The sequence below is a fragment of the Insolitispirillum peregrinum genome, assembly GCF_900156605.1.
In the GTDB taxonomy this organism is placed as follows: Bacteria; Pseudomonadota; Alphaproteobacteria; order Rhodospirillales; family Rhodospirillaceae; genus Insolitispirillum; species Insolitispirillum peregrinum.
The window spans coordinates 762697-784540 of the sequence record NZ_FTOA01000002.1 but is presented as its reverse complement, the minus strand read 5'-3'; the positions used below and the strand labels follow the sequence as shown (position 1 = coordinate 784540).

20 protein-coding genes are annotated in these 21844 nt (G+C 62.2%); 13 read left to right on the top strand and 7 right to left on the bottom strand.

The window, feature by feature from the left end; genetic code table 11:
- Positions 1-78: 78 nt before the first annotated feature.
- The 6 genes from BW995_RS07645 (at position 79) to BW995_RS07620 (ending at position 5953) form a co-directional block, all read left to right on the top strand.
- A complete protein-coding gene (locus tag BW995_RS07645; protein ID WP_076399548.1) occupies positions 79-2472 on the top strand; it encodes a heavy metal translocating P-type ATPase metal-binding domain-containing protein in 2394 nt (797 codons plus the stop codon).
- The gene (gene ccoS, locus BW995_RS07640; protein WP_076399547.1) at positions 2469-2690 is read left to right on the top strand and encodes a cbb3-type cytochrome oxidase assembly protein CcoS; all 222 of its coding nucleotides are present in this window, start codon (positions 2469-2471) and stop codon (positions 2688-2690) included. The genes BW995_RS07645 and ccoS overlap by 4 nt, the downstream gene beginning before the upstream one ends.
- On the top strand, positions 2677-3414 hold the full coding sequence (locus tag BW995_RS07635) for a Crp/Fnr family transcriptional regulator (protein ID WP_139332806.1): 738 nt from the start codon (positions 2677-2679) through the stop codon (positions 3412-3414). Before ccoS ends, BW995_RS07635 begins: the two co-directional genes overlap by 14 nt.
- Before the next feature lie 158 nt (positions 3415-3572).
- Positions 3573-4397 carry a 3-methyl-2-oxobutanoate hydroxymethyltransferase gene (gene panB, locus BW995_RS07630; RefSeq protein WP_076399546.1) on the top strand — a complete coding sequence of 275 codons (825 nt, stop codon included), beginning with the start codon at positions 3573-3575 and terminating at the stop codon, positions 4395-4397.
- A 111-nt stretch (positions 4398-4508) separates the two neighbouring features.
- Positions 4509-5387, top strand: a complete 879-nt coding sequence (gene panC / locus BW995_RS07625) for a pantoate--beta-alanine ligase (RefSeq protein ID WP_076399545.1) — start codon at positions 4509-4511, stop codon at positions 5385-5387.
- A gap of 167 nt (positions 5388-5554) precedes the next feature.
- Positions 5555-5953, top strand: coding sequence for a NifB/NifX family molybdenum-iron cluster-binding protein (locus BW995_RS07620; RefSeq protein ID WP_076399544.1), 399 nt, complete (start codon positions 5555-5557; stop codon positions 5951-5953).
- A 220-nt stretch (positions 5954-6173) separates the two neighbouring features.
- Here BW995_RS07620 and BW995_RS07615 read toward each other — a convergent pair whose 3' ends face one another.
- Both BW995_RS07615 and BW995_RS07610 read right to left on the bottom strand, forming a co-directional pair.
- Entirely contained in the window at positions 6174-7748 is a 1575-nt protein-coding gene (locus BW995_RS07615; protein WP_076399543.1) for a PepSY-associated TM helix domain-containing protein, read from the bottom strand.
- A gap of 384 nt (positions 7749-8132) precedes the next feature.
- Positions 8133-8570 carry a carboxymuconolactone decarboxylase family protein gene (locus BW995_RS07610; protein ID WP_076399542.1) on the bottom strand — a complete coding sequence of 146 codons (438 nt, stop codon included), beginning with the start codon at positions 8568-8570 and terminating at the stop codon, positions 8133-8135.
- A gap of 66 nt (positions 8571-8636) precedes the next feature.
- On the opposite strand from BW995_RS07610, the gene BW995_RS07605 reads away from it, so the two are divergent.
- Positions 8637-9113 (top strand): MarR family winged helix-turn-helix transcriptional regulator, encoded by a 477-nt coding sequence (locus tag BW995_RS07605; protein WP_076399541.1) that lies wholly within the window; start codon positions 8637-8639, stop codon positions 9111-9113.
- Between the two features lie 73 nt (positions 9114-9186).
- Here BW995_RS07605 and cysK read toward each other — a convergent pair whose 3' ends face one another.
- The 4 genes from cysK to coaBC form a co-directional block, all read right to left on the bottom strand.
- The gene (cysK, locus tag BW995_RS07600; protein ID WP_076399540.1) at positions 9187-10146 is read right to left on the bottom strand and encodes a cysteine synthase A; all 960 of its coding nucleotides are present in this window, start codon (positions 10144-10146) and stop codon (positions 9187-9189) included.
- Positions 10147-10248: 102 nt separating this feature from the next.
- On the bottom strand, positions 10249-10704 hold the full coding sequence (locus BW995_RS07595; protein ID WP_076399539.1) for an RrF2 family transcriptional regulator: 456 nt from the start codon (positions 10702-10704) through the stop codon (positions 10249-10251).
- A gap of 65 nt (positions 10705-10769) precedes the next feature.
- Positions 10770-11249: a dUTP diphosphatase gene (dut, locus tag BW995_RS07590; protein WP_076399538.1), complete on the bottom strand. Its 480-nt coding sequence runs from the start codon at positions 11247-11249 to the stop codon at positions 10770-10772.
- Positions 11250-11255: 6 nt separating this feature from the next.
- Positions 11256-12488, bottom strand: coding sequence for a bifunctional phosphopantothenoylcysteine decarboxylase/phosphopantothenate--cysteine ligase CoaBC (gene coaBC, locus BW995_RS07585; protein WP_076399537.1), 1233 nt, complete (start codon positions 12486-12488; stop codon positions 11256-11258).
- A 410-nt stretch (positions 12489-12898) separates the two neighbouring features.
- Between coaBC and BW995_RS07580 the strand changes: the two genes are divergently transcribed.
- The 3 genes from BW995_RS07580 (at position 12899) to BW995_RS07570 (ending at position 15505) form a co-directional block, all read left to right on the top strand.
- Entirely contained in the window at positions 12899-14137 is a 1239-nt protein-coding gene (locus BW995_RS07580; RefSeq protein WP_076399536.1) for a polyhydroxyalkanoate depolymerase, read from the top strand.
- A gap of 177 nt (positions 14138-14314) precedes the next feature.
- A complete protein-coding gene (locus BW995_RS07575; protein ID WP_076399535.1) occupies positions 14315-14773 on the top strand; it encodes a YcgN family cysteine cluster protein in 459 nt (152 codons plus the stop codon).
- A 21-nt stretch (positions 14774-14794) separates the two neighbouring features.
- On the top strand, positions 14795-15505 hold the full coding sequence (locus BW995_RS07570) for a M48 family metallopeptidase (RefSeq protein WP_245821322.1): 711 nt from the start codon (positions 14795-14797) through the stop codon (positions 15503-15505).
- Between the two features lie 6 nt (positions 15506-15511).
- On the opposite strand, the gene BW995_RS07565 is transcribed toward BW995_RS07570, so the two are convergent.
- Positions 15512-16591, bottom strand: coding sequence for a glucosaminidase domain-containing protein (locus BW995_RS07565; RefSeq protein ID WP_139332805.1), 1080 nt, complete (start codon positions 16589-16591; stop codon positions 15512-15514).
- Between the two features lie 231 nt (positions 16592-16822).
- On the opposite strand from BW995_RS07565, the gene BW995_RS07560 reads away from it, so the two are divergent.
- The 3 genes from BW995_RS07560 to BW995_RS07550 all read left to right on the top strand — a co-directional run bounded on the left by BW995_RS07560 (position 16823) and on the right by BW995_RS07550 (position 21436).
- Positions 16823-18112: an NAD(P)/FAD-dependent oxidoreductase gene (locus BW995_RS07560; protein WP_076399533.1), complete on the top strand. Its 1290-nt coding sequence runs from the start codon at positions 16823-16825 to the stop codon at positions 18110-18112.
- Between the two features lie 26 nt (positions 18113-18138).
- Entirely contained in the window at positions 18139-19572 is a 1434-nt protein-coding gene (locus BW995_RS07555) for a hypothetical protein (protein WP_076399663.1), read from the top strand.
- Between the two features lie 211 nt (positions 19573-19783).
- Positions 19784-21436: a DNA/RNA non-specific endonuclease gene (locus BW995_RS07550; RefSeq protein ID WP_076399532.1), complete on the top strand. Its 1653-nt coding sequence runs from the start codon at positions 19784-19786 to the stop codon at positions 21434-21436.
- The last annotated feature ends 408 nt before the right edge of the window (positions 21437-21844 follow it).

Here is a 21844-nt window from a genome sequence, read left to right as displayed (position 1 = left end):
TTGACCGCATGACATCTCCCCGGAAAGCGCCGCAGCACCGCTTTCCGGTCTGTGCGTTCATGTTGCAAGAGGTTCGCCATGTCTGCCTCCTCCGCCCCCGACATCAGCCCGAAAGTCTGCCTGCACTGCGGCAGCCCGATCCTGAGCGACGACGGAACCCATCCGGAGGGCAGCAGCGACGATTTTTGCTGTCGCGGCTGCAAGGCGGCCTATGAGCTGGTCAATGGGCTGGGTCTGTCCAGCTATTACCAGCGCCGCTGCATTGACCCGGACAGCAAACCCTTGCGCCCCGAGGATCACGAGGCTGAAACCGACCTGTCGGCCCATGTCCAGACCGACAGCGACGGCATCCACACCCTGCATCTGATGGTCGAAGGCATCCATTGCGCCGCCTGCGTCTGGTTGATCGAAACCATTCTTGGCCGCCAGCCAGACGTTGTGCAGGCGCGGATGAACATGACCACCCGCCGCCTGATCCTGCGCTGGCAGGGAGACGGCAGCGCCAGTGCGCTGGTCGATCCGATCAACCGTATCGGCTATCGTCTGGTGCCCTATGATCCCGCCGCCCTCAATCTGGAAACCGTCCGCCACGAAAAGGAACTGCTGCGCTGCATGGCCGTCGCCGGGTTTGCGGCGGGCAACGTCATGCTGCTGTCGGTGTCCATCTGGGCCGGGGTGGACATGGGGGAATACACCCGTGACATGTTCCACTGGCTATCCGCCCTGATTGCCTTTCCGACCATTGCCTACACCATCCGGCCCTTTTCACGCTCGGCACTGGCGGCCCTGCGCAATGGCCGCACCAACATGGATGTGCCGATCACCCTGGGGGTGATGCTGGCCGCCCTGATGAGCCTGTGGGAAACCATCCACGGCGGCCATCACGCCTATTTTGATGCTGCCGTCACCTTGCTGTTTTTCCTGCTGATCGGGCGCTATCTCGACAGCCGGGCGCGTGGACAGGCCCGCTCGGCCGCCGAACATCTGCTGGCGCTGGGGGCGCAGGCGGTGACCGTCCTGCGCGACGACGGCAGCCGCGTGGTGCTGCCGCCCCGGCAGGTAGAGGTCGGAATGGTGGTGCTGGTCGCCGCTGGCGAACGCATTGGCGTGGATGGCGTGGTGCGCGATGGTCAGTCCGATGTCGATACCAGCCTGATCACCGGCGAATCCCTGCCGGTCAGCATCAAGACCGGCGACAAGGTGTTTGCCGGGACGATGAACCTGTCCAGCCCGTTGCAGTTGACGGTACAGGCGGTGGGCGAAGGCACCCTGCTGGCTGAAATCGTCCGCATGATGGAAGTCGCCGAGCAGGGCCGGGCGTCCTATGTCGCGCTGGCCGACCGGGTGGCGCGCTATTACGCGCCAGTGGTGCACATCATGGCCTTACTGACCTTCAGCGGCTGGATGATCTTTACCACTGCCCCCTGGCAACAGGCCCTGCTGACCGCGGTGTCGGTGCTGATCATCACCTGCCCGTGCGCCATTGCGCTGGCCGTGCCGGTGGTGCAGGTGATTGCCTCGGGCCGCCTGCTGCGCCGGGGGGTTCTGCTGAAGTCCGCCACCGCTCTGGAACGCCTGACCGCCGTCGATACGGTGGTGTTTGACAAGACCGGCACCCTGACCCTGGGCAAGCCGGTTCTCGAACGCCCCGACAGTGCCCCATGGAGCACCGAAGACCTGCGGATTGCCGCCGGCATGGCTGCCAACAGCCGCCATCCGCTGTCGCGGGCGCTGGTCAGCAGTTGTCTGGCGCCGGTGCTGGACGGGATCGAGGAAATCCCCGGCAAAGGTCTGCGCATGGTGCAGGCCGATGGGGAAACCCTGCTGGGCAGCCGCAGTTTTTGTGCGGTCAGCCACGAGCAGGGCATCACCAGCGAAGGGCCGGAGCTGTGGCTGCGTCGCCCGGATCGGGAGGCGGTGCAATTCCGCTTCAGTGACGCCCTGCGCCCCGATGCCGCCGAGGTGGTGCGCGCCCTGCAGGGCAAGGGCATTCAGGTCGAACTGCTGTCCGGCGACCGCGAGCCGGTGGTGCGCCGGATGGCCACCGCGCTGGGTATCTCCCACTGGCAGGCCGAAGCCTCCCCCGCCGACAAGTGTGCCCGACTGGAAAAGCTGCAGGGCGCAGGCCGCAAGGTGCTGATGGTCGGGGATGGTCTGAACGATGCCCCGGCGCTGGCTGCCGCCACCGTGTCGCTGTCGCCCTCCACCGCCGTCGATGTCAGCCAGACCGCTGCCGATGCCGTCTTTCAGGGCGAACGCCTGTCGCCGGTGCTGGAAGTGCTGGAGGTCGCCAAAAAAAGCGATCGTCTGGTTAGGGGTAACTTTGGGCTGGCATTGGCGTATAATGCTGTCACCATTCCGATGGCTGTCATGGGCATGGTGACGCCCCTGATTGCATCGATTGCCATGAGCAGTTCATCGGTGCTGGTCATTGCCAATGCCATGCGTCTGGTGAAAGGACGGCAGTCGTGACTTCGTTGTTGATGTTGATTCCGGTTGCACTGCTTCTTGGGCTGATGGGGCTGGTCGGGTTCTTGTGGGCCCTGAAGAGCGGCCAGTTTGATGACCTCGACGGTGCTGCCAACCGCATTCTGTACGATGATGATGACATGCTGGCTCCCCCTGCCCGCCCGGCAGAACCAGCGGCACCCCCTTCCACGGTAACGGAGAAACCGGGTGAACGGTCCTGATCCTCTGCTGAAGCTGGTCGCGGACAGCGGCCCCCTTTGTCGGTGTTGTGATCTGGAAGACAGCGCGTTCTGCGCTGGCTTGAGTCCCGAAGGCCTGCGGCGGTTGCGCTCGATTCGGGGGAATTTGACCTGTGAAGCCCAGGAAACCGTATTTCGTGAAGGGGATAACGCCGAAAACATCTATTCGGTGGTCGAGGGCTGCATCAAGCTGTCCAAGCTGTTGTCCGATGGCCGTCGGCAAGTGATCGGCTTTCTGTTTCCCGGTGATTTCTTCGGCTTTTCCCCCAGCGGTGCCTATGGCTACACCGCCGAGGCCATTTCGCCTTCCACCCTGTGCCGCTTTTCCGAACAGCGGATGAAAGCCCTGCTTGCCACCACGCCCGAGCTGGAACAGCGCCTGCGCACCCGGCTGGTGATGGAGCTGGCTTTCGCACAGGAACAGATGCTGTTGCTGGGCCGGATGAGCGCCCGCGAAAAGATTTCCCACTTCCTGCTGATGCTGTCGCGCCGGGCCGTCGCCCGCCAGGACCCGCCCAGCCCGATTGCGGTACCAATGAGTCGCCTCGACATGGCCGACTATCTGGGGCTGACCATCGAAACAGTCAGCCGCACCCTGACCACCATGAAAAAGGACGGCCTGATCGCCCTGCCGTCTCCCGGTATTGTCGACCTGCTGGACCGGGACGGCCTGCACCGCATTGCCGATGGCCGGGATGGTGGTTAAGGCCGTGGGCTTTGCGCTTTCGTGAGGTCTGAAAACACGCTACAACGGCTTCCCCGCTGCCCGCAGCCGCTGGCGGCCAGCAAAGCATGACAAGATGGTGCCCTTCCGTTGCCTCCCGCGACGGAGAAAAACCCCCGGCACCCAAGGGAGATACGACGGTGAGCGCCCAAGCCCAGATCAAGCGCCAGACGGTGGTCGATATTGTTGCCCACAAGAACGGGCAGCCGGTGGTGATGCTGACAGCCTATACCGCCCCGATGGCCAAACTGTTCGACCCGCATGTGGACATGCTGTTGGTCGGTGATTCTCTCGGGATGGTCCTGTACGGCATGGACACCACTCTGCCGGTGACCCTCGAGATGATGATTGCCCACGGGGCGGCCGTCGTCCGGGGATCGCAGCAGGCGATGGTAGTGGTGGACATGCCGTTTGGCAGCTATCAGGAAAGCCCCGCCCAGGCCTTTCGCAACGCGGCCCGCGTGCTGTCCGAAAGCGGAGCCGCCGCCGTCAAGCTGGAAGGTGGCGAGGAAATGGCCGAAACGGTCGAGTTTCTGGTTCGCCGGGGCGTGCCGGTGGTCGGCCACGTCGGCCTGACCCCGCAACATGTCAACGCCTTTGGCGGCTTCCGCTCGCGCGGACGCAGCGAGGCCGAGGCCGACAAGATTCGCCGGGACGCACAGGCCATTTCCGATGCCGGAGCCTTTGCCATGGTGATCGAGGGCACCGTCGAGCAGCTGGCGCGGGAAATTACCGCCAGCGTCAACGCCGTCACCATCGGCATCGGGGCCTCGCCCGCCTGTGATGGGCAGGTGCTGGTCAGCGAAGACATTCTTGGCCTGTTCACCGACTTCCGCCCGAAGTTCGTCAAACGCTATGCCGACCTCGCCAGTACGGTCAGCGACGCCGCCGCCACCTATGCCGACGAAGTCCGCAGCCGCGCCTTTCCGTCTGCCGAGTATTGCTTCGGGGTCAAAAAGGGATAATACAGGGGCTGCCAGACCAGAGCACGGTGCCACCATCCCCCGTGGTGCACCGTCCCGCTCCTGAGTGTTGGTAAAAATCTCTGTATTGTGTTGATGGGAAAGGGGCCGGGGATGGGCCTGTCTGCCGCACGTAAAATCGAAGTTGTCACCACCGTTGCCGAGTTGCGCGCCCGCATCGCCGAATGGCGGGCCGAGGGGCTGACCGTTGGTCTGGTTCCCACCATGGGGGCCTTGCACGAAGGCCACATGAGCCTGTTCCGTCAGGCCAAGATGATGGCCGACAAGGTGGTGGTGTCGGTGTTCGTCAATCCGACCCAGTTCGGGCCGAACGAAGATTTCGACGCCTATCCGCGCAAGCTGGAAGAAGACTGCTTCAAGGCCAAAATGGCCGGGGCCAGTCTGGTGTTCGCCCCAGCGGTCGAAGACATGTATCCCAAGGGCAATGCGACGCTGGTCGATGTCACCGGCCCGATCGTCGATTGCCTGTGCGGTCTGGCCCGTCCGGGACATTTCCGCGGGGTGGCGACGGTGGTCAGCAAGCTGTTGCTGATGGTGTTGCCCGACGTGGCAATTTTTGGCGAAAAGGATTACCAGCAGCTGATGGTCATCCGCCGGATGGTCACCGATCTCGCCATTCCGGTCCGCATCGAAGGTGCTCCGATCCACCGCGAAGTCGATGGCCTCGCCCTGTCCTCGCGCAATGCCTATCTCAGCGACAGCGAACGCGCCAACGCCAACCGGCTGTACAAAAGCCTGTGGCAGGCCGGACAGGACATTCTGGGCGGCAAGCGGGTTCAGGACGCCCTCGACTGGGTGGCCGACGAACTGGTGCGGCTGGGCTTTGGCCGGATTGACTATCTGGAACTGCGCGACGCCGAAACGCTGGCCGAAATGGACCGGCTGGACCGTCCGGCCCGGCTGTTTGCCGCCGTGTTCATGGGCAAGACCCGCCTGATCGACAACCTGCCGGTCGAACCGCGCCCGCAATAAGAGGCATCAGGGGCCAGAGTAAATGACAGGCTCTGGCTCCAAGCCTGTTTTTTCTTTATGATTATCAGACGCTCCCCCAAGCGAAGGGCCGCCCGGATGAGACTCCGGCGATGCCCGTTCCTGTTGTCACGTTCCGGCACCCGCCGGAACCGAACCAGAGGCCTGAGATGGACGAGCGCAAACTGATTGCTGTTGCGGTGCGCGAAGATGGTACCGTTTCCCCCCACGCCGGACGGGCTTTGCTGTGGGCGGTGTATGATGTCTGGCCCGGCCAGCCTCCCGTGCAAGCCTATGCCATCCAGTTGAACGAGCAGACGTGCCTGCATGTCTGGCACACCCGCGCCTACCCCGAACGTCATCCGCTGCACGCGGTGGACGTTGCCATTGCCGGCAGCGGCGGCGAAGGCGTCCAGCGCCGTCTGGCCGAGCGACAGACCCTCCTGCTCACCACGGCCGAGCAGGACGTGGACAAGGCGGTGGTGGATTACTGTGCAGGCACGCTGGCTGCGGGCTTGCCGCATGACGAGCGCGAGTGTCTGGGGGATGGTCACGCCCACGCGCATTAGAGCAAATCCCGAGCAGATGGACACATCTGCGACGACGTATTTGCTTAAATAACAAATCATTAGAGCATTTATCGTGATCCATGGAGACCGAGAAATGCTCTAGAGCATTTTCAAGTTGACCGTCTCCGGTCAACGGCTCGGAAAATGCGGCCCTGAAAGGGAAGAGCGTTTTCGCTCGGTATGAAAACGCTCTGAAGTTCTGAGCACGAAAGCGGGGCCATTATTGCCCCGCACCCCCATCCCACGGCAGGGGCACCATCACCTGATGGATCACCCCGTCCCAGCCCTCGACCGACAGCCATAGGGGTTCGGCGGTGGCAGGCAGCGGCACATGGGCGTGCAGGCTGAACGGTGATCCGTGCGCCAGCTCACCCAACTGCTCCGGCTCCAGCCCGTCCGGCTTGCCATAGCGCAGGAACATGCCACGGAACGGCGGATAGTCTGTGCCGGTCACATGCAGGCGGTAATCATGCACCAGCCCAACGCCCGGTTCGCGGCGCGGCGTGCGGTCCTGTGGCGTGCTGAGCGTCAGGGTATAGGCCCCGATCTGGACCGTTTGCTGATGCTCGGGCGTCGGGAACAGTGATTTGCCAGTCAGATAAAACGGCAGGGTGGACAGCGGGATCAGCAGGACCAGCGCACTGAGATAAATCCATCCCCGTTGCCAACGGCGCTTCAACACCGGCGACGGCGTGGCCGGGCGGGTCCGGTGCCGCCAGATGGTCATGCCGCTGATTGCCAGCGCGCACAGCATCAGCCCGCACAGCAGCCACAGCAACCGCAACGGCCAGCCACCAAAGGCCCCGACGTGCAACGAGCGCATGATTTGCTGGGTCATCACCCAGCCCGACGCCTCGCTACCGGGGGAGACTTCCGTCAACGCGCCGGTCAGCGGATGGGCATGGGCTTCGTCCATCAACAACGGAGCCGAGCCAACGCCATACAGGGTCAGACTGTCATAGGCCGAGGCAGGCAGCGCGATGTACAGCGGACGAAAGCCCGGACGGGCCTGCTGCATCGCCGCCAGCGCCTGATCAAGCACCAGCGTCGGGGCCGGAGGTTGCTGCCCGACCATGACCAGCGGCAAATCCTGCCGTGGCGTCAGATGATGGGCCTCATCGGTGCCCAACGAGACCCCACTTTCCAGCAGGGCCAGATAAATCAGGAACCATGTGCCGGTGATCGCCATCAACCCGACAAACCACAGCGACCAGATCGCCAGCAGGCGGTGCAGATCACCCCAGAACGACCGAGGCCCCTTGTCGCGCCGCAAGCGCGGGTGCAGATAGGCGCGCCAGAATTTCTTGTAGACCACCACCCCGGTGATCAGCGACCCCAGCAGCGGCAGCCCCGTCGCGCTGACCACAAACCAGCCGCCCGGATAGACCAACAGCCAGCCGTGCAGCGAGCGGAAAAACGAGCGCAACGACATACCGCTGGTCACCGCCTGCACCTGCGCCGTCACCGGATTGACCCACGCCGTTTGCTCGAACCCGCTGGGCAAGGCCACCTTGACCGCCACCGCCAACGGAGTGGCAGCATCCAGCCACACCAGGGCACTGACCCGCCCGGTGGGGAGACTGGCCTGTGCCGCTGCCGCCAATGCCGACAGCGGAGCCGCCGGGCCGTCTTCGCTGACCCGCAGGGCCGGATTGAACAGCCAGGTCAGTTCCGGGCTGATCACCGCCAGACATCCCGTGACGCACACAAACAGCATGAACAGCCAGACCGGCATCGCCAGCCAGGAATGCCACAGGAACCACAGGCGACTGCGAGAGGATTTGGGAGAGCTCATCGGGCGATCCGCATCGTTTCAAAAACAGCCCGGTCAACACCGGGACTGCTGAAGCAACGATGCGGAAACGCCTTTTTTCAGAAAAAACCTGTTTAGACCAGCATGCGTTAAACCTGATGCCATGGTACACGACAGTTTGGGAAGAGGGACGTGGAGCGCTGCTCCACACCTCGCTGGGGCCGTCAGGCCCCAGACCCCACTCCTTTGATATTGGAAGAAAAAATGGGGGTCCGGGGGCTTTGTTCCCCAGGCAGGTGCGGACGGCAGTCTGCCATTCTCCACCAACTGTCGTGTACTGTGACCTGATGCATGCACGCTGGTCTAACATTTTATCTGTCGCAGTGATTTTGCGCAAAACCGGTTCCCACTTTTGCGCTCACTGCTCTACACCGAAAAGCGCAAGCCACCGGCAATGCGGTTCCACGCATTGATGATGGCAATGGCACTGGTCAGCGCGGCCAGTTCGGCGGGCGCAAAGTGGGCGGTAACCTCGGCTTCGGCGGCGGCGCGCTCCGGGTGATCAGCCATCAGGGTCAGGACTTCGGTCCACGCCAGCGCCGCCCGTTCCTGCGCCGAGAACTGCGGTGCCTCGCGCCAGACCGACAGCAAATCCAGCTTGTCCTGCGGCACCCCCAGTTTGCGCGCCAAAGCCAGATGATAGTGGGTGCAGAAGGTGCAGGCATTCAGATGCGACGCGCGCAGCTTGACCAGTTCGACCAGCGCAGGGTCAAGAACGCTCACCGCCTGACTGGCCACCCGCAATCCGTCGGGGACACCAGCGATATGGGCGGCAAAGTCGGCATAGGACAGCAAAGGGGACATGGTTGGATCTCCGGGATGGCCTGTGATACTATTCGAACTCGAAGATGATATTCGAGGTCTGATATTATGAGCAAGCCCCTATCCCCTCCCCCAAACCGGCGACCGGCCATTCCCGCCCCCGGCGAAGGCAAACGCGGCGAACAGGGCCACATCGGCTATCTGCTGCAACAGGCCGCCGCTGCCCACCGCCTGCGGATGGAGCGCGCCCTGTCAGACCTGCGCGTCACCCCGCCGCAGTTTGCCATTCTGACCATGATTGCTGCCTATCCCGGTATTTCCAACGCCGATCTGGCCAAGCTGACCTCGCTGACCCCGCAAACCATCACCGTCATCGTCGGCAATCTGGAAAAAGCGGGATCGATCGAACGCCAGCCCAGCGCCAGCCATGGCCGGATTCTGGAAAACACCATCACCACCGGTGGGCAATCCCTGCTCGCTGACTGTCGGCAGCGGGTGGCGGTGATCGAGGCTGAACTGCTGGCCGATTTGCCTGCCAACGACGAGCAGGTCCTCCGGCGCTGGCTGGTCCGCACCACCCTGTGAGCATGAAAAAACGGCCTCCCACTGGGGGAGGCCGTCGTTCAAGGCGTAACAATCACATCCTGACGATGCAGGATCAGGCGTCTTCGAACAGCGCCGTCGACAGGTACCGTTCGGCAAAGCTCGGCAGGATGACCACAATCTTCTTGCCGTCAAATTCCGGCCGGGCGGCCACTTCCAGCGCGGCGGCCAAAGCCGCACCACCGGAAATCCCCACCGGCAGACCTTCCAGACGGGCCACCCGACGGGCGGTGGCAAAGGCGGTCTCGTTGCCGATCTGCACCACTTCGTCGAACACGTCCTTGTTCAGCACACCCGGCACGAAACCGGCACCGATGCCCTGAATCTTGTGCGGGCCCGGAGCGCCACCCGACAGCACCGGGCTGTCTTCCGGCTCGACCGCAATCACCTTCACCCCCGGCTTGCGCGCCTTCAGCACTTCGCCAATGCCGGTGATGGTGCCGCCGGTGCCAACGCCGGAAATCAACACGTCAACGCCGCCATCGGTATCGACCCAGATTTCTTCGGCGGTGGTCGCACGATGCACCGCCGGGTTAGCCGGGTTTTCAAACTGCTGCGGAATGATGGCGTTCGGCAGTTCGGCCACCAGTTCCTTGGCACGCTCAACCGCCCCCTTCATGCCCTTGGCCGCCGGGGTCAGCACCAGTTCGGCCCCCAGATGCTTCAGCATCTTGCGGCGTTCCACCGACATGCTTTCCGGCATGGTCAGGATCAGGCGATAGCCCTTGGCGGCGCAGACAAAGGCCAGCGCAATGCCGGTGTTGCCCGAGGTCGGTTCAACCAGCACGGTATCCTTGGTCAGCTTGCCTTCGGCTTCGAGGGCTTCGACCATCGCCAGACCGATGCGATCCTTCACGCTGGCCAGCGGGTTGAAGAATTCACACTTACCCAGAATCTCGGCCTTCACCCCGGCATCGGCGGCCAGACGGGACAGGCGGACCAGCGGAGTCGCGCCAATGGTGGCGAGGATATCGTCATAAATACGGCCACGGAAGGAAGCGGTGCTGTCAGCCATGCTATTTCCCCTGTCTTTTGTGTGAATAGTGATTCATATAATCACTGCTTGGTGTATTTTAAGCGTCCTCCGCCCGGATTGCAACCGGCAGAGGGGACTTTTTCAGATGGTGAAGTCCATCTTTTCTTCGGCCTCGCAATCCAGCCCGCTTTTCCACGCCTTCATGCACAGATCATCAATCGAAATCTCGTCCAGCCGCTTCATCAGGTCTTCCTGCAGGTCCATCCACATCGGACGAACCACCTCCAGCCCCAGCGGGCTGCCCGGCAGGTCCTGATACAGGTCTTCTTCGGTTTCCATGGACTGCACGACGCGGACGATCTCGCCAACGGTGATCCGCCGCCGTTCGCGCGCCAGCCGATAGCCACCACGCGGGCCGCGCACCCCGACCAGCACCCCCGACCGCACCAGATGTTGCAAGGTCTGTTCAAGATAGCGGCGGGGAATGTTCTGGCGGCGGGTGATTTCCCGGCTCTGCACCGGCTCGCCCCCCGCGTGATAGGCGATGTCGAGAACGGCTTCGATGGCAAACAGCATCTTTTTGGAGGGGCGGAGCATGGCAGGGCCTCAAACAGTCAACAGCACAAGTCGTTACAATGACACGCCAATACAGGCACAACCTCTTACGGGCGGGCCGCAACCGTCGCACTGGTACCGGTCGATCCGAACCCACCGGTCCCGCGTTCGCTGGACGGCAGTTCGGCGCAGGACTGCCAGGCGGCCTGCACCACCGGCGCAACCACCATCTGGGCAATCCGCATGCCGCGTTCGATCACGAACGGTTGTGAGCCGTGATTGATCAGGATCACCTTCACTTCGCCCCGGTAATCGGCGTCAATGGTCCCCGGCGCATTCAGCACCGTCACCGCATGCTTGGCCGCCAGCCCCGAGCGCGGGCGCACCTGCGCCTCAAAGCCATCGGGCAAAGCCATCGCCAGACCGGTCGGCACCAGATCCCACGCACCGGGTGCCAGCATCAGCGGCTGATCGGCCGGAATGGCGGCGTGCAGGTCCATGCCTGCCGAACTGGCGGTGGCATAGGCGGGCAGGGGCAGGCCTTCGCCATGGGAAAGAACGGTAACGGGCAGCGAGATGGTAGACATGAAGCCTCAGGCGGTTACGGGGGAAAAACGGGTGGCAATACGGTCGGCCAGACGGCGGGCAACGGCGGTCTTGTCCAGCGTCGGCCAGGACTCGACGCCCTCGTGATGCACGAGATGAATGGTGTTGCTGTCACCGCCAAACGTACCGCTGGCCGGAGACACGTCGTTGGCACAGATCCAGTCACAGCCCTTGCGTGCCAGCTTGGCGCGGGCGTGGTCAATGACCTGTTCGGTTTCAGCGGCAAAGCCCACCACCAGCGCCGGGCGCAGGGTGGCAGACTGGGCGATGGTGGCCAGAATGTCGGGATTGGGCACCAGATGGATCGCTGGCGGCGGCGCGCCCGGCGTTTTTTTCAGCTTTTGCGGGGCACTGCCATCAACACCCCAGTCGGCCACCGCCGCCGCAAAGACGGCAATATCCAGCGGGGCTGTTTCGGCCATCTGCACCCGCTGGCAGGCCGCCAGCATCTCGCGGGCCGTTTCGACTGCAACCGTGGTGACTCCGATCGGCGGCGGCAGGGTGACCGGGCCACTGACCAGCGTCACCTCGGCCCCCAGTTCAGCCAGCGCCCGCGCAATCGCGTGGCCCTGCTTGCCGGACGAGCGGTTGGCGATCAGGCGCACCGGATCAATCGGTTCATGGGTCGGGCCACTGGTGACCAATGCCCGCCGCCCGGCCAGCGGCTTCCACGACTGGCGCTGAAAGAAATCAAGGATGGCAGCCATCATTTCCGGCACTTCGGCCATCCGGCCCGCCCCGGTCTCGCCACAGGCCAGCATGCCGTCATTCGGGCCAACGGTCATCACGCCACGCCGGGTCAGGGTGCGCAGGTTGTCCTGCGTCGCCGGATGGTTCCACATATAGCTGTTCATCGCAGGCGCAATCAGGACCGGCTTGTCGGTGGCCAGCAGAACCGTTGCCGCCAGATCGTCAGCCATGCCCGCCGCTATCCGGGCCATCAGGTCCGCCGTACACGGTGCCACCACCAGCAGATCGGCCTCGCGGGACAGGCGGATGTGGCCCATTTCGGCCTCGTCGGTCAGGGAAAACAGGTCCTGATAGACCTTGTTTTCAGACAGGGCGGCCACCGTCAGCGGCGTCACGAATTCAGCCCCGCCTTTGGTCAGCACACAGCGCACGCTCGCCCGTTGATCGCGGAGACGACGGATAAGGTCCAGGCTTTTGTAAGCGGCAATCCCACCCGAGATCATCAGCAGGATACGGCGTCCGGCGAGCATGGGGCGTTTCCTATGAATATTACGTCCTGAATATGTAGATATGAGAGCGCAGGCCCTTTGGCAAGCGCCATTTTACACTTGTATCGGATTATTTATCACAAAAGACCACATCAGACATGGTTATTCCGGTATCCGGGCGTCTGCAGACGAACAGTACCCGAGTCTCGGGCCGGGGAATTTATCCTATCCTCAGAAATTCACCGCCATGGTTCTTTTTTCCAGTTGCCACGCAACATTTGTTATGACAAAACCGCTATTGAAGTAACAAAATTATAACAATCAACTGGACGCAGGGATCCCCCTTCAAAGTCGGAACCGTCCGGTTCATCTTCAAAAGTCACAGGGATGGCGCCACGCGCCCTATCATCACAGCGCGCGGTTCAGATTATCGTTTGGAGGGTGTTTTCGGAATGCTGTACCAGTTCCATGAGATGCAACACGCAGCGATGGCTCCCATGCGCCTGTTGGCGCAGACGGTGCAATCGATGTTCTCGCACCCTTGGCTGCCGATGTCCTATACCAGTTCTGCCCGTAGCCTTGCCGCCAGCGCGGAACTGTTCGAGCGGATGACCCGCCAGTACCCCAAGCCGCCGTTCAACCTGCCGACCACCACCGTTGACGGGGAACAGGTCAGCGTGACCGAACGGGTGGTGATGCGCCTGCCGTTCTGTGACCTGCTGCATTTTGAACGGGGCAATGGCCCGCATTTGCACCCCCGCGTGCTGCTGGTGGCCCCGATGTCCGGCCACTATGCCACCTTGCTGCGCGGCACTGTCGAAGCCCTGCTGCCGGAACATGAGGTGTACATCACCGACTGGGTCAACGCCCGCGATGTGCCGCAGGTGGCCGGTAATTTCAATTTCGACAGCTATGTCGATTATGTGCGGACCTTCCTGGAATTCCTCGGCCCGCAAACGACGGTGATGGCCGTCTGCCAGCCCAGCGTACCGGTGATGGCCGCCGTGGCGCTGATGGCCGAAGACAACGACCCCAACCGCCCGGCCAGCATCGTGCTGATGGGGGGGCCGATCGATACCCGCCGCAGCCCGACCGCGGTCAATGCCTTTGCTGACGAGCACCCGATGGACTGGTTCCTCGACCGGGTGATTCACAGCGTGCCGATGACCTACGCCGGTCGTGGCCGCCGGGTCTATCCCGGTTTCCTGCAGCTCAGCGGTTTCATGTCGATGAACATGGACCGTCACGTCAACGCTCACCTGCACTATTACCGCCACCTGATCAAGGGCGATGGCGACTCGGCGGAAAAGCACCGGGAATTCTATGATGAATACCTGTCGGTGATGGACTTGCCGGGCGACTTTTACCTCGACACCATCCGCGAAGTGTTCAAGGAACACAGCCTGCCGCGCGGGGTGCTGGAAGTCCACGGTCGCCGGGTTGATCTGGGGGCGATCACCGACGTTGCCCTGCTGACCGTCGAAGGCGAAAAGGACGACATCACCGGCGCAGGCCAGACCGTTGCCGCCCATGACCTGTGCCGCAACCTGCCCGCCCGCTTCCACCGCCAGCACCTGCAGCCGAAGGTCGGCCATTACGGCATTTTCAACGGCCGCCGCTGGCGCGAAGAAATCATGCCGATCGTGCGCGAGTTCATCCTGACGCACCGCAACAACCGCACCGGGGCATAACTGGCGCATAACCGGCACACGGTTTCCTCCCCTGAGGGCAAAGCACCCCGTCACCGGCCACAAGAGCCGGGGCGGGGTGTTTCCATTGATCGCTGTTGACCGAATGCTGACGGCTGGGTAAGCAAGCGCAAACGCCGCACACAGATGAAGTGCGGACCCACAACAAGGAACAGGCCGATGGCTGACGATCTCCCTTTCTGGAAAACGGTGCCGCTTGCCGAAATGACGCCAGAACAATGGGAATCCCTGTGCGATGGCTGCGGGAAATGCTGCCTGCACAAATTGCAGGACGATGACAACGAAGACGGAACCCCGGGCGAATTGCACAAAACCAACGTCGCCTGCCGCCTGCTGGACCTGAATTCCTGCAAGTGCTCAAAGTATCCGAAACGCTGGGATTTTGTGCCGGACTGTGTGCAGTTGTTCCCGCAATTCATCCCCAAAGCCTACTGGCTGCCGTCCACCTGCGCCTATCGCCTGATCCACGAAGGCAAGGATCTGGAATGGTGGCATCCACTGGTGTCCGGTGACACCGAGAGCATCCACAAGGCCCGCATGAGCCTGCGCGGACGGGCGATTTCCGAGCGGAAGGTCGGGATGCTGGAATACCACATCGTCGACTGGCCGGATTTGTAAATCCTGACACGAGGCTTCCCCGTGCCCCCACCCGCCGCCCCACCCCTGATGCTTGAGCTTGGCAACGGCAGACAAATTGCCATCGAACTGAAGCTGTCCACCACCGCCCGTCGCCTGTCGATGCGGGTGGACGGGTTGCGCGACCGGGTGGTGGTGGTCCACCCGCCCGGCATCTCGCGGCGGGTGGCGCTGGGGTTTGTGCAGGAAAAACGCGCCTGGGTGCAAACCCGGCTGGCAGCACTGCCTCCACGGATTCCCTTTGCCGCCGGGGCGGAGATCCCTCTGCTCGGCCAGCCCCATCGCATCTGCCCGGCCCCCGAGGCTCGCCGTGGCGTTTGGGCCGAGGACGGCGTTTTGTGGGTCAGCGGCCAGCCGGAACATTTGCCGCGTCGCGTCCGTGATTACCTGATCCGGCGGGCGGAAGACGAAATCACCCCGCGCGCGCACCGACTGGCGTCCCACTTGGGCCGACGGCTGAACCGGGTCTCCTTTCGGGATGTCCGCAGCCGTTGGGGAAGCTGTAACAGCCACGGGGACATGACGTTCTCGTGGCGGCTGGTGCTGGCCCCGGAACCCGTCCTGTCCTATGTCGTCGCCCACGAAGTCGCCCATCTGGTCGAACTCAATCATTCTCCCCGTTTCTGGGCGCTGGTGGAAGACCTCGCCGGAGATTACGCCGCCGACGAACGCTGGCTGAAAGATCACGGCAGCCGTCTGCATCGCTATGGGTAAACAGCCTCAGCGTTTGGTCGGCTGCGGGCGTTCTTCCAGACTGGCCATTTCCAGCGGCGTCGAGGACAGCCGGGCATCATCAAGGGCGGGCAGATTGTTGCCGCGCATCAAATCGTGCAAAGTATCGACATAGGCGGTGCCACGTTCAGAATAACGGTGCAAGGTGTTGGCCAGAGTATACCCACGCACCGCCTCCCCCCGTTCGCGCACAGCCGCCCGTTCCTGCCGGAACGGGGCATAGGCGCGGTGGGTGTTGAGATTATGGGCATAGGCCTTCACCGCCAGCAACAGACTCGGAAAGCTTTTCACCGCATGCGATGTGCCGGGGGCAGCGTCCTGTGGCGTCATGCCCTTGCTGCGATTCCACGTCCATTGCCCGAACAGCGCATTGCCGGTGCGGGCAAAACGGGATGTCCCCCAACCCGACTCCTCGGCGGCCTGCGCCAGTGCCAGCGACGGCGGCACCACGTCCAGCCGGGTCAACAGCGCCTTGTACTCGCCGGGGGCCAGCCCGTATTCCCGCACCTTGCCATCCAGCCAGTGCTGTTCATAGGCGCGGAAATGGCCGGTGGTCTTTTTCTGCTGCAAGATCACTTCGACCCGTTCACGGTCGGCGGTGATTTCTTCGTTCACCCGCAGGATCAACGGCAACAGGGTGCGCAGGAACAGACTCTTGCGGAATGCCGAGTCCCGCAGAACGCTCAGATCATCCGGGATCGAGGCCAGAAAGACGCGCGGCACCGGCTGGTCATCGCGGATGACATCATACAGGCCATAGCCAAGGTCCCGATACAGGGCCCGCACCATTTCGGCGCTCATCTGGGCCGAAACCCGATCCGATGCCGGGACGGTATCAATGATTGGCGCGCGCGGCGGCAAGGCGGCAATGCCCAACAGGCGCGCCAGCAACGGCAATGGTTGGGGCACAGCACCACTGACCTTGCTGGCGATCTCGCCCCCCACCGCCGGAACCAGCGTCCGCTGCAACAGGTCTGGCACCGTCGCCCCGTATAGCAAGGCCGTATTGACCCAGATAAAGGCCAGTCCGGCGAGAGTCCCTTTGGTTAATGGCGGCGTTTTCGGCACGGCAACAGTCCGGATGGTTTCAGGGCAGTCTCCCCTTGTACGGGAATGACCCTAAACAAAGTCTGAAGATGGTCCTCAGGCGTTTTTCCATCAGTCTGACGATAAACGGCATGCCCCATTCCATCCGCGAATAACCTGTTGCACAAAGGTCGCTTGGCATCATGCTGCACAGCAAGACACACTGTTCCGGTCACCTGAAGCGTCGGTGATACCACAAAAGAGTGCCGCCCCATGCTCAACGATCCCCATTCCCATGGCCTGTGGGAAATTTCAGCCCCGGCCGCCCCGCAAACCTCATCCCTCACCGCGTCACTGACCGCCGATGTCATCATTGTCGGGGGCGGCTTCACCGGCTGCTCTGCCGCCCTGCATCTGGCCGAAAACGGCGTGAAAGCCGTCGTGCTGGAAGCCGTTGAGGTCGGCTATGGCGGGGCCGGGCGGAACGTCGGTCTGGTCAATGCCGGCATGTGGGTGATGCCCAGCGATCTGACCAGAACGCTGGGGACTGATTATGGCCAGCGCCTGCTGACCGCGCTGGGAGATGGCCCGCAGTACGTCTATGGCGTGATCAACAAGTACGGCATTCCCTGCGAAGCCGAACCGGTTGGCACCCTGCACTGCGCCGTCGGGCAAAAGGGCCTCGAAGAACTGCAACAGCGCGAGGCCGAATGGCAGGGGCTGGGGGCGCCGGTGGTTCTGCTCAACGCCAGCGATGCCGCCGCCAAACTGGGCACATCGGTCTACACCGGGGCCCTGTGGGACAAGCGGGCCGGAACCATCCAGCCGCTGGCCTATGTGCGCGGGCTGGCCAAAGCCGCCCTCGCCGCAGGCGCCCGGATTTTCACCGGCACCCCGGTGCTGGCCGTTGAGCGCAGCGGAAACGGCTGGACCGCCCGCACCGCCAACGGCAGTGTCACCGCCCCGTGGGTGGTGATGGCCAGCGATGCCTATACCCGCATGGATGGCCCGTGGCCCGCCCTGCGGCAGGAACAGGTTCACCTGCCCTATTTCAACTGTGCCACCCGTCCGCTGTCCGCCGAACAACTGGCCGGGATTCTGCCCGAGCGGCAGGGATGTTGGGATACCCGTTCGGTGCTGCATTCCTACCGGCTGGACCATGCCGGGCGGATGGTGATCGGCAGCGTCGGGTCCTTTGCCGGAACCGGTCACGCAGTACATCGCGCCTGGGCCAAACGGGCACTGGCGGCGATCTATCCGTCGCTGGCGAATGTCGAATTCGAAGCAGAATGGTACGGCAAAATCGGCCTGACCGCCGACAACCTGCCCCGGTTCCACCGGCTGGCCGAAAACGTGATCAGCTTCAGCGGTTACAATGGCCGTGGCATTTCGCCCGGTACGGTGTTCGGACGTGAAATTGCCGACCATATTCTGGGGAGAAAGGGCGCGGAAGACTTGCCCTTGCCGCTGACCGACCCGCATGATGCCAAGTGGCAGAAAGCTCAGGAAGCCTTTTATTCCTTGGGTGCCCAAGTGTCTCATCTGATGCCGGTCACATTCTAAACATGTCTTCGTCTTCTGCGCCTGCCATGGCAGGCCTTGTTCGCATTCGTCTGATTTGTTCGACGGTGGCGGTGGTGGTGATCATCATCGCCGCCATCGTCGGCGAGTTCACCGCCCTGCCCGCTGCCAAGACCGCCGCTGCTGCCGCAACGGTGGTCTTCATGCTTTTGGAGGCGGTGGCGCTGACGCGCGGGGGCCATATCATGCTGGCCTTTTGCCTGGCGGCGACCGTCGTGACCCTGGCTATCCACCCCCATGGCGGCGAGGTGGTGATGCACGGGCTGAACTCGGCAGCCTTTGTGATTGGCCTGTTTGCCGCCGTCAGCCTGTTGCGCGATGCGGCAGAAACCTCGCCGCTGATCCAGCGATGCGGAGATGTGATGGTCCGCCAGCCCCCCGGACGGCGCTATACCGTGCTGTCGGTCGGCAGCCACCTGATTGCAGTGATCCTGAACTTTGGCGTCCTCACCCTGTTGGGGGTGATGGTCCAGCGTGGCAACACCCTCGACGCCGCTGGCGGCGACCAGCGGATTGCCGACATTCGCAAGCAACGGATGATGACCGCCCTGTTGCAGGGCTTTGCCATGATGACCGTCTGGTCGCCGTTGTCGGTGTCCTTTGCCGTCATGCAGGCCGCCATTCCCGGTGTTGATCTGGCCCACCTGTTGCCGGTGCAAGGGGTGCTGACCGTCCTGCTGCTGCTGCTGGGCTGGGCGATTGACCGGCTGACCTTTCCCCCCGGCCTGCGCGGCACCATCACCACCCCGCTGCCCAAGCCGGCGGAGCCTCCGTCGTGGGCTCCGATGGGGCAGTTGGTGCTGCTGGTCGGCAGCGTCATCACCGCCGTGCTCGGCATGGCATGGCTGCTGGATATCCGTCCGGTCATTTCGGCGATGGTGGTGGTCCCGATCAGTGCCTGGCTATGGCTGGCGGTGCAGGTATGGCACAGCAGCCCGCTGTTGGCGCCGGTGCTGGCAACCCGCCGACTGGCGCGGCGGCTGGAAATCTCGATGCCCGCCTTTCGCACCGAGTTTGCCGTTCTGGGGGGGGCCACCTTTTTCGGCGCAGTGGCTGCCGCATACCTGACACCCTCGACCATTGCCGATCTGCTGGCCCATGTCGCCCTGCCGCCGATCCTGCTGACCATTGCGCTGGTGTGGGGGATGATGGTGGCGGCCCGCTATGGTGTGCCGCAGATCGTTTCCGCCACCCTGATCGGCAACGGCTTGTCGGGGCTGGCCACCCACGGCATTCACCCGCTGGTGCTGACCAGCGGCCTGATGGGAGCCTGGGCCTTGTCTGCCTGCACCACCCCGGTCGGAGCCGCCACCCTCAGCATCGCCCGCCAGTCCGGCGTTTCGACCAAAGTCGTTGGCCGTGACTGGAATGGCCGCTTTGTTCTGAGTGGTTCGGTGGTGGTCGCGGTGTGGATGGTTGTCCTTAGAGCGTTTTTACACTGAGTGAAAACGCTCTACGTTTTCAGTGCCACATTTTCCGGGTCGTTGACCGTAAACGGTCAACTTGAAAATGCTCTGGCCTGATGATCTGAGCCCTGCGGCCCTGATAATCGGCAAGGAAGTAATTCCCCAAGGACACACCCCACAGAGAACACAGCGCGGCACACTCCGGATCGCCTATCATGGCCTTTCCAACCACACCCGGAGACGCCCGATGACGCGAGCCTGCCTGTATATCGCCTATGATATTACAACGGCCAGCTATACCCAGACCCTGCTCAAGACGGTCGATGACACGACCGTCACCGAGCTCAGGCAAGAGCTGCGCGAGCGTCCCAATGGGGTGTTTGCCATTCTGTCGTCGTATCACAGCGGGTCAATCCAGCCCTGCGGCACCTGTACCCGCAAAGATGTCCACAACAACACCCATTCCATCGCCTTCTGGTCACCGTCGTGGGAATATTATGACGGTTATCATCCGCATGATCTATTGCACGATTACTACCGCCCCGGTACCCAGTCCGGTCACTTGATCGCCGATTCCTGCGGTGGACCGCGCTGCTGCAAAAACCTGGTCCCGATGCGCACCGAAACCAACCTGTCGCAGTGGAAAACGCAGTTCGAAAGCGAACTGTCCAGGGCCCCCGGCTTTTCGATCTGCAAAATCACCTGCACCTACAACGATGGTCTCGACCCGCGCATTCCGACCAGAATCGGCGGGCAAAGCATCAATTTTCAGCTGTCTGACCTGTTCGAGGCCGATGCCATAAAAAAGCAGGGTAACACTCTGGCGACTCTGGTTGGCGGCTGGCTGCAAGAAAACGCCCTTGATCTGAAAACCAGCTTTGACACCTGTTACGCCACCCCACGCACGCTGCATGAAAAGATCCGCACAGCCCTGTCCGCCAGAGCCCCCAACGACAGCCTGTCCGCCGTCCCGTTACTCACCAGGATCGGCACCCATCAGGGCAGCGCCACCCAAAGCGTCATGATCCCCAAAGCCCCGTCCGTCACCGTTGACAGCGGCAAGCTGTGGGCGTTGCTGGACACCCATCACAAGAGCAGAACCGCCGTTGATTACAGTGGCGTCCTTGGCCTGACTCCGTTCCGTGAGGATCTGATTTCAGATTTCCGGTCCGCCAAAAAAATCCGGCAACTGGACCGGAAACGGATTTATGCCCTGCCACCCCGCCACAAGCGCCCCTATGAGGTGCTGGATTATCTGGCGCTCAAGGGTTTGCTGGATGATTGTGTGCAGAATGAAAACGGCAGCTTTGTTGCCATTGACGGCCAGTATCTTCTCAAGAATTTCCGCTCCACGTCTTTCACGCAGGAAATGAAGGCGCTGATCATCGTCACCAATCAGTGGTTTTTACGGCAGAGGGAATCCGACTTGTGGAGCAAAACCAGTGTCCCGGTCGACTGGCTCTCCCTGCAAGGCAACATCTATCGCTCTGACGCCAAAAATCAGGGCGATCCCGGCGATATTGGGGATGGCATCGTGCTGGACCCGCAGATCGATCATATTGCCCCGGTTTCCCCCAGTTCAGGCCCGATCAAGCCCAAGTCGGCCCTGCGCAAAGCCCGCTTTTCCCCCTATGCCCGCCCGTACTCCATTTCCTCGGCCCCGACGATGGATTGGGGGTTTCACCGTGGCCCCAGCATTTTCAGCAATGCCCAATTGACCAGCCCTCAATTCAACAACAAGAAACGCAATAGATACTATCTGGATGATCTTTGCCTGATTTACGCCAAAGAACTTCCAGACGAAGTCGATATCAGCTTTGATATGGAAGAAGAATATACCTTCAAATCCGGCAACAACATGTTTTCCCTTGTGGATGAAATCTATAAAACAACGAAATAATCAGGCTGACTCAATCGACTACAATTGATGGTAACGACCAAAATTTTAGAGCGTTGTGCGAAAAGTGGGAACCGGTTTTCGCAGAAACAATGCGACAGAACAGAAGGTTAGACCCGCGTGCCTGCATCAGGCTCAACGCACGCGGGTCTAGAGCCGTGAGCGAAAAGCGCGCCCCAGTCTGGGCCAGCACACTGCGACCGCTCCGAAGAGAGGGAGGGCGCAGCGATCAGGCACGGGACTGGAGCCGCTTTCCGCAGACCGATTCGGCATTTCTCCCGATTCGCAGACTTTTCCTCTGACATTTTTACCGATTCGCAGACCATTCATCTTCGCATTTGCGAAATGAAAGAGGGTTCAATTGTTCCCACCCGTCAAGGTAGCCCCCTGATATTCCATGACTTTTTAACA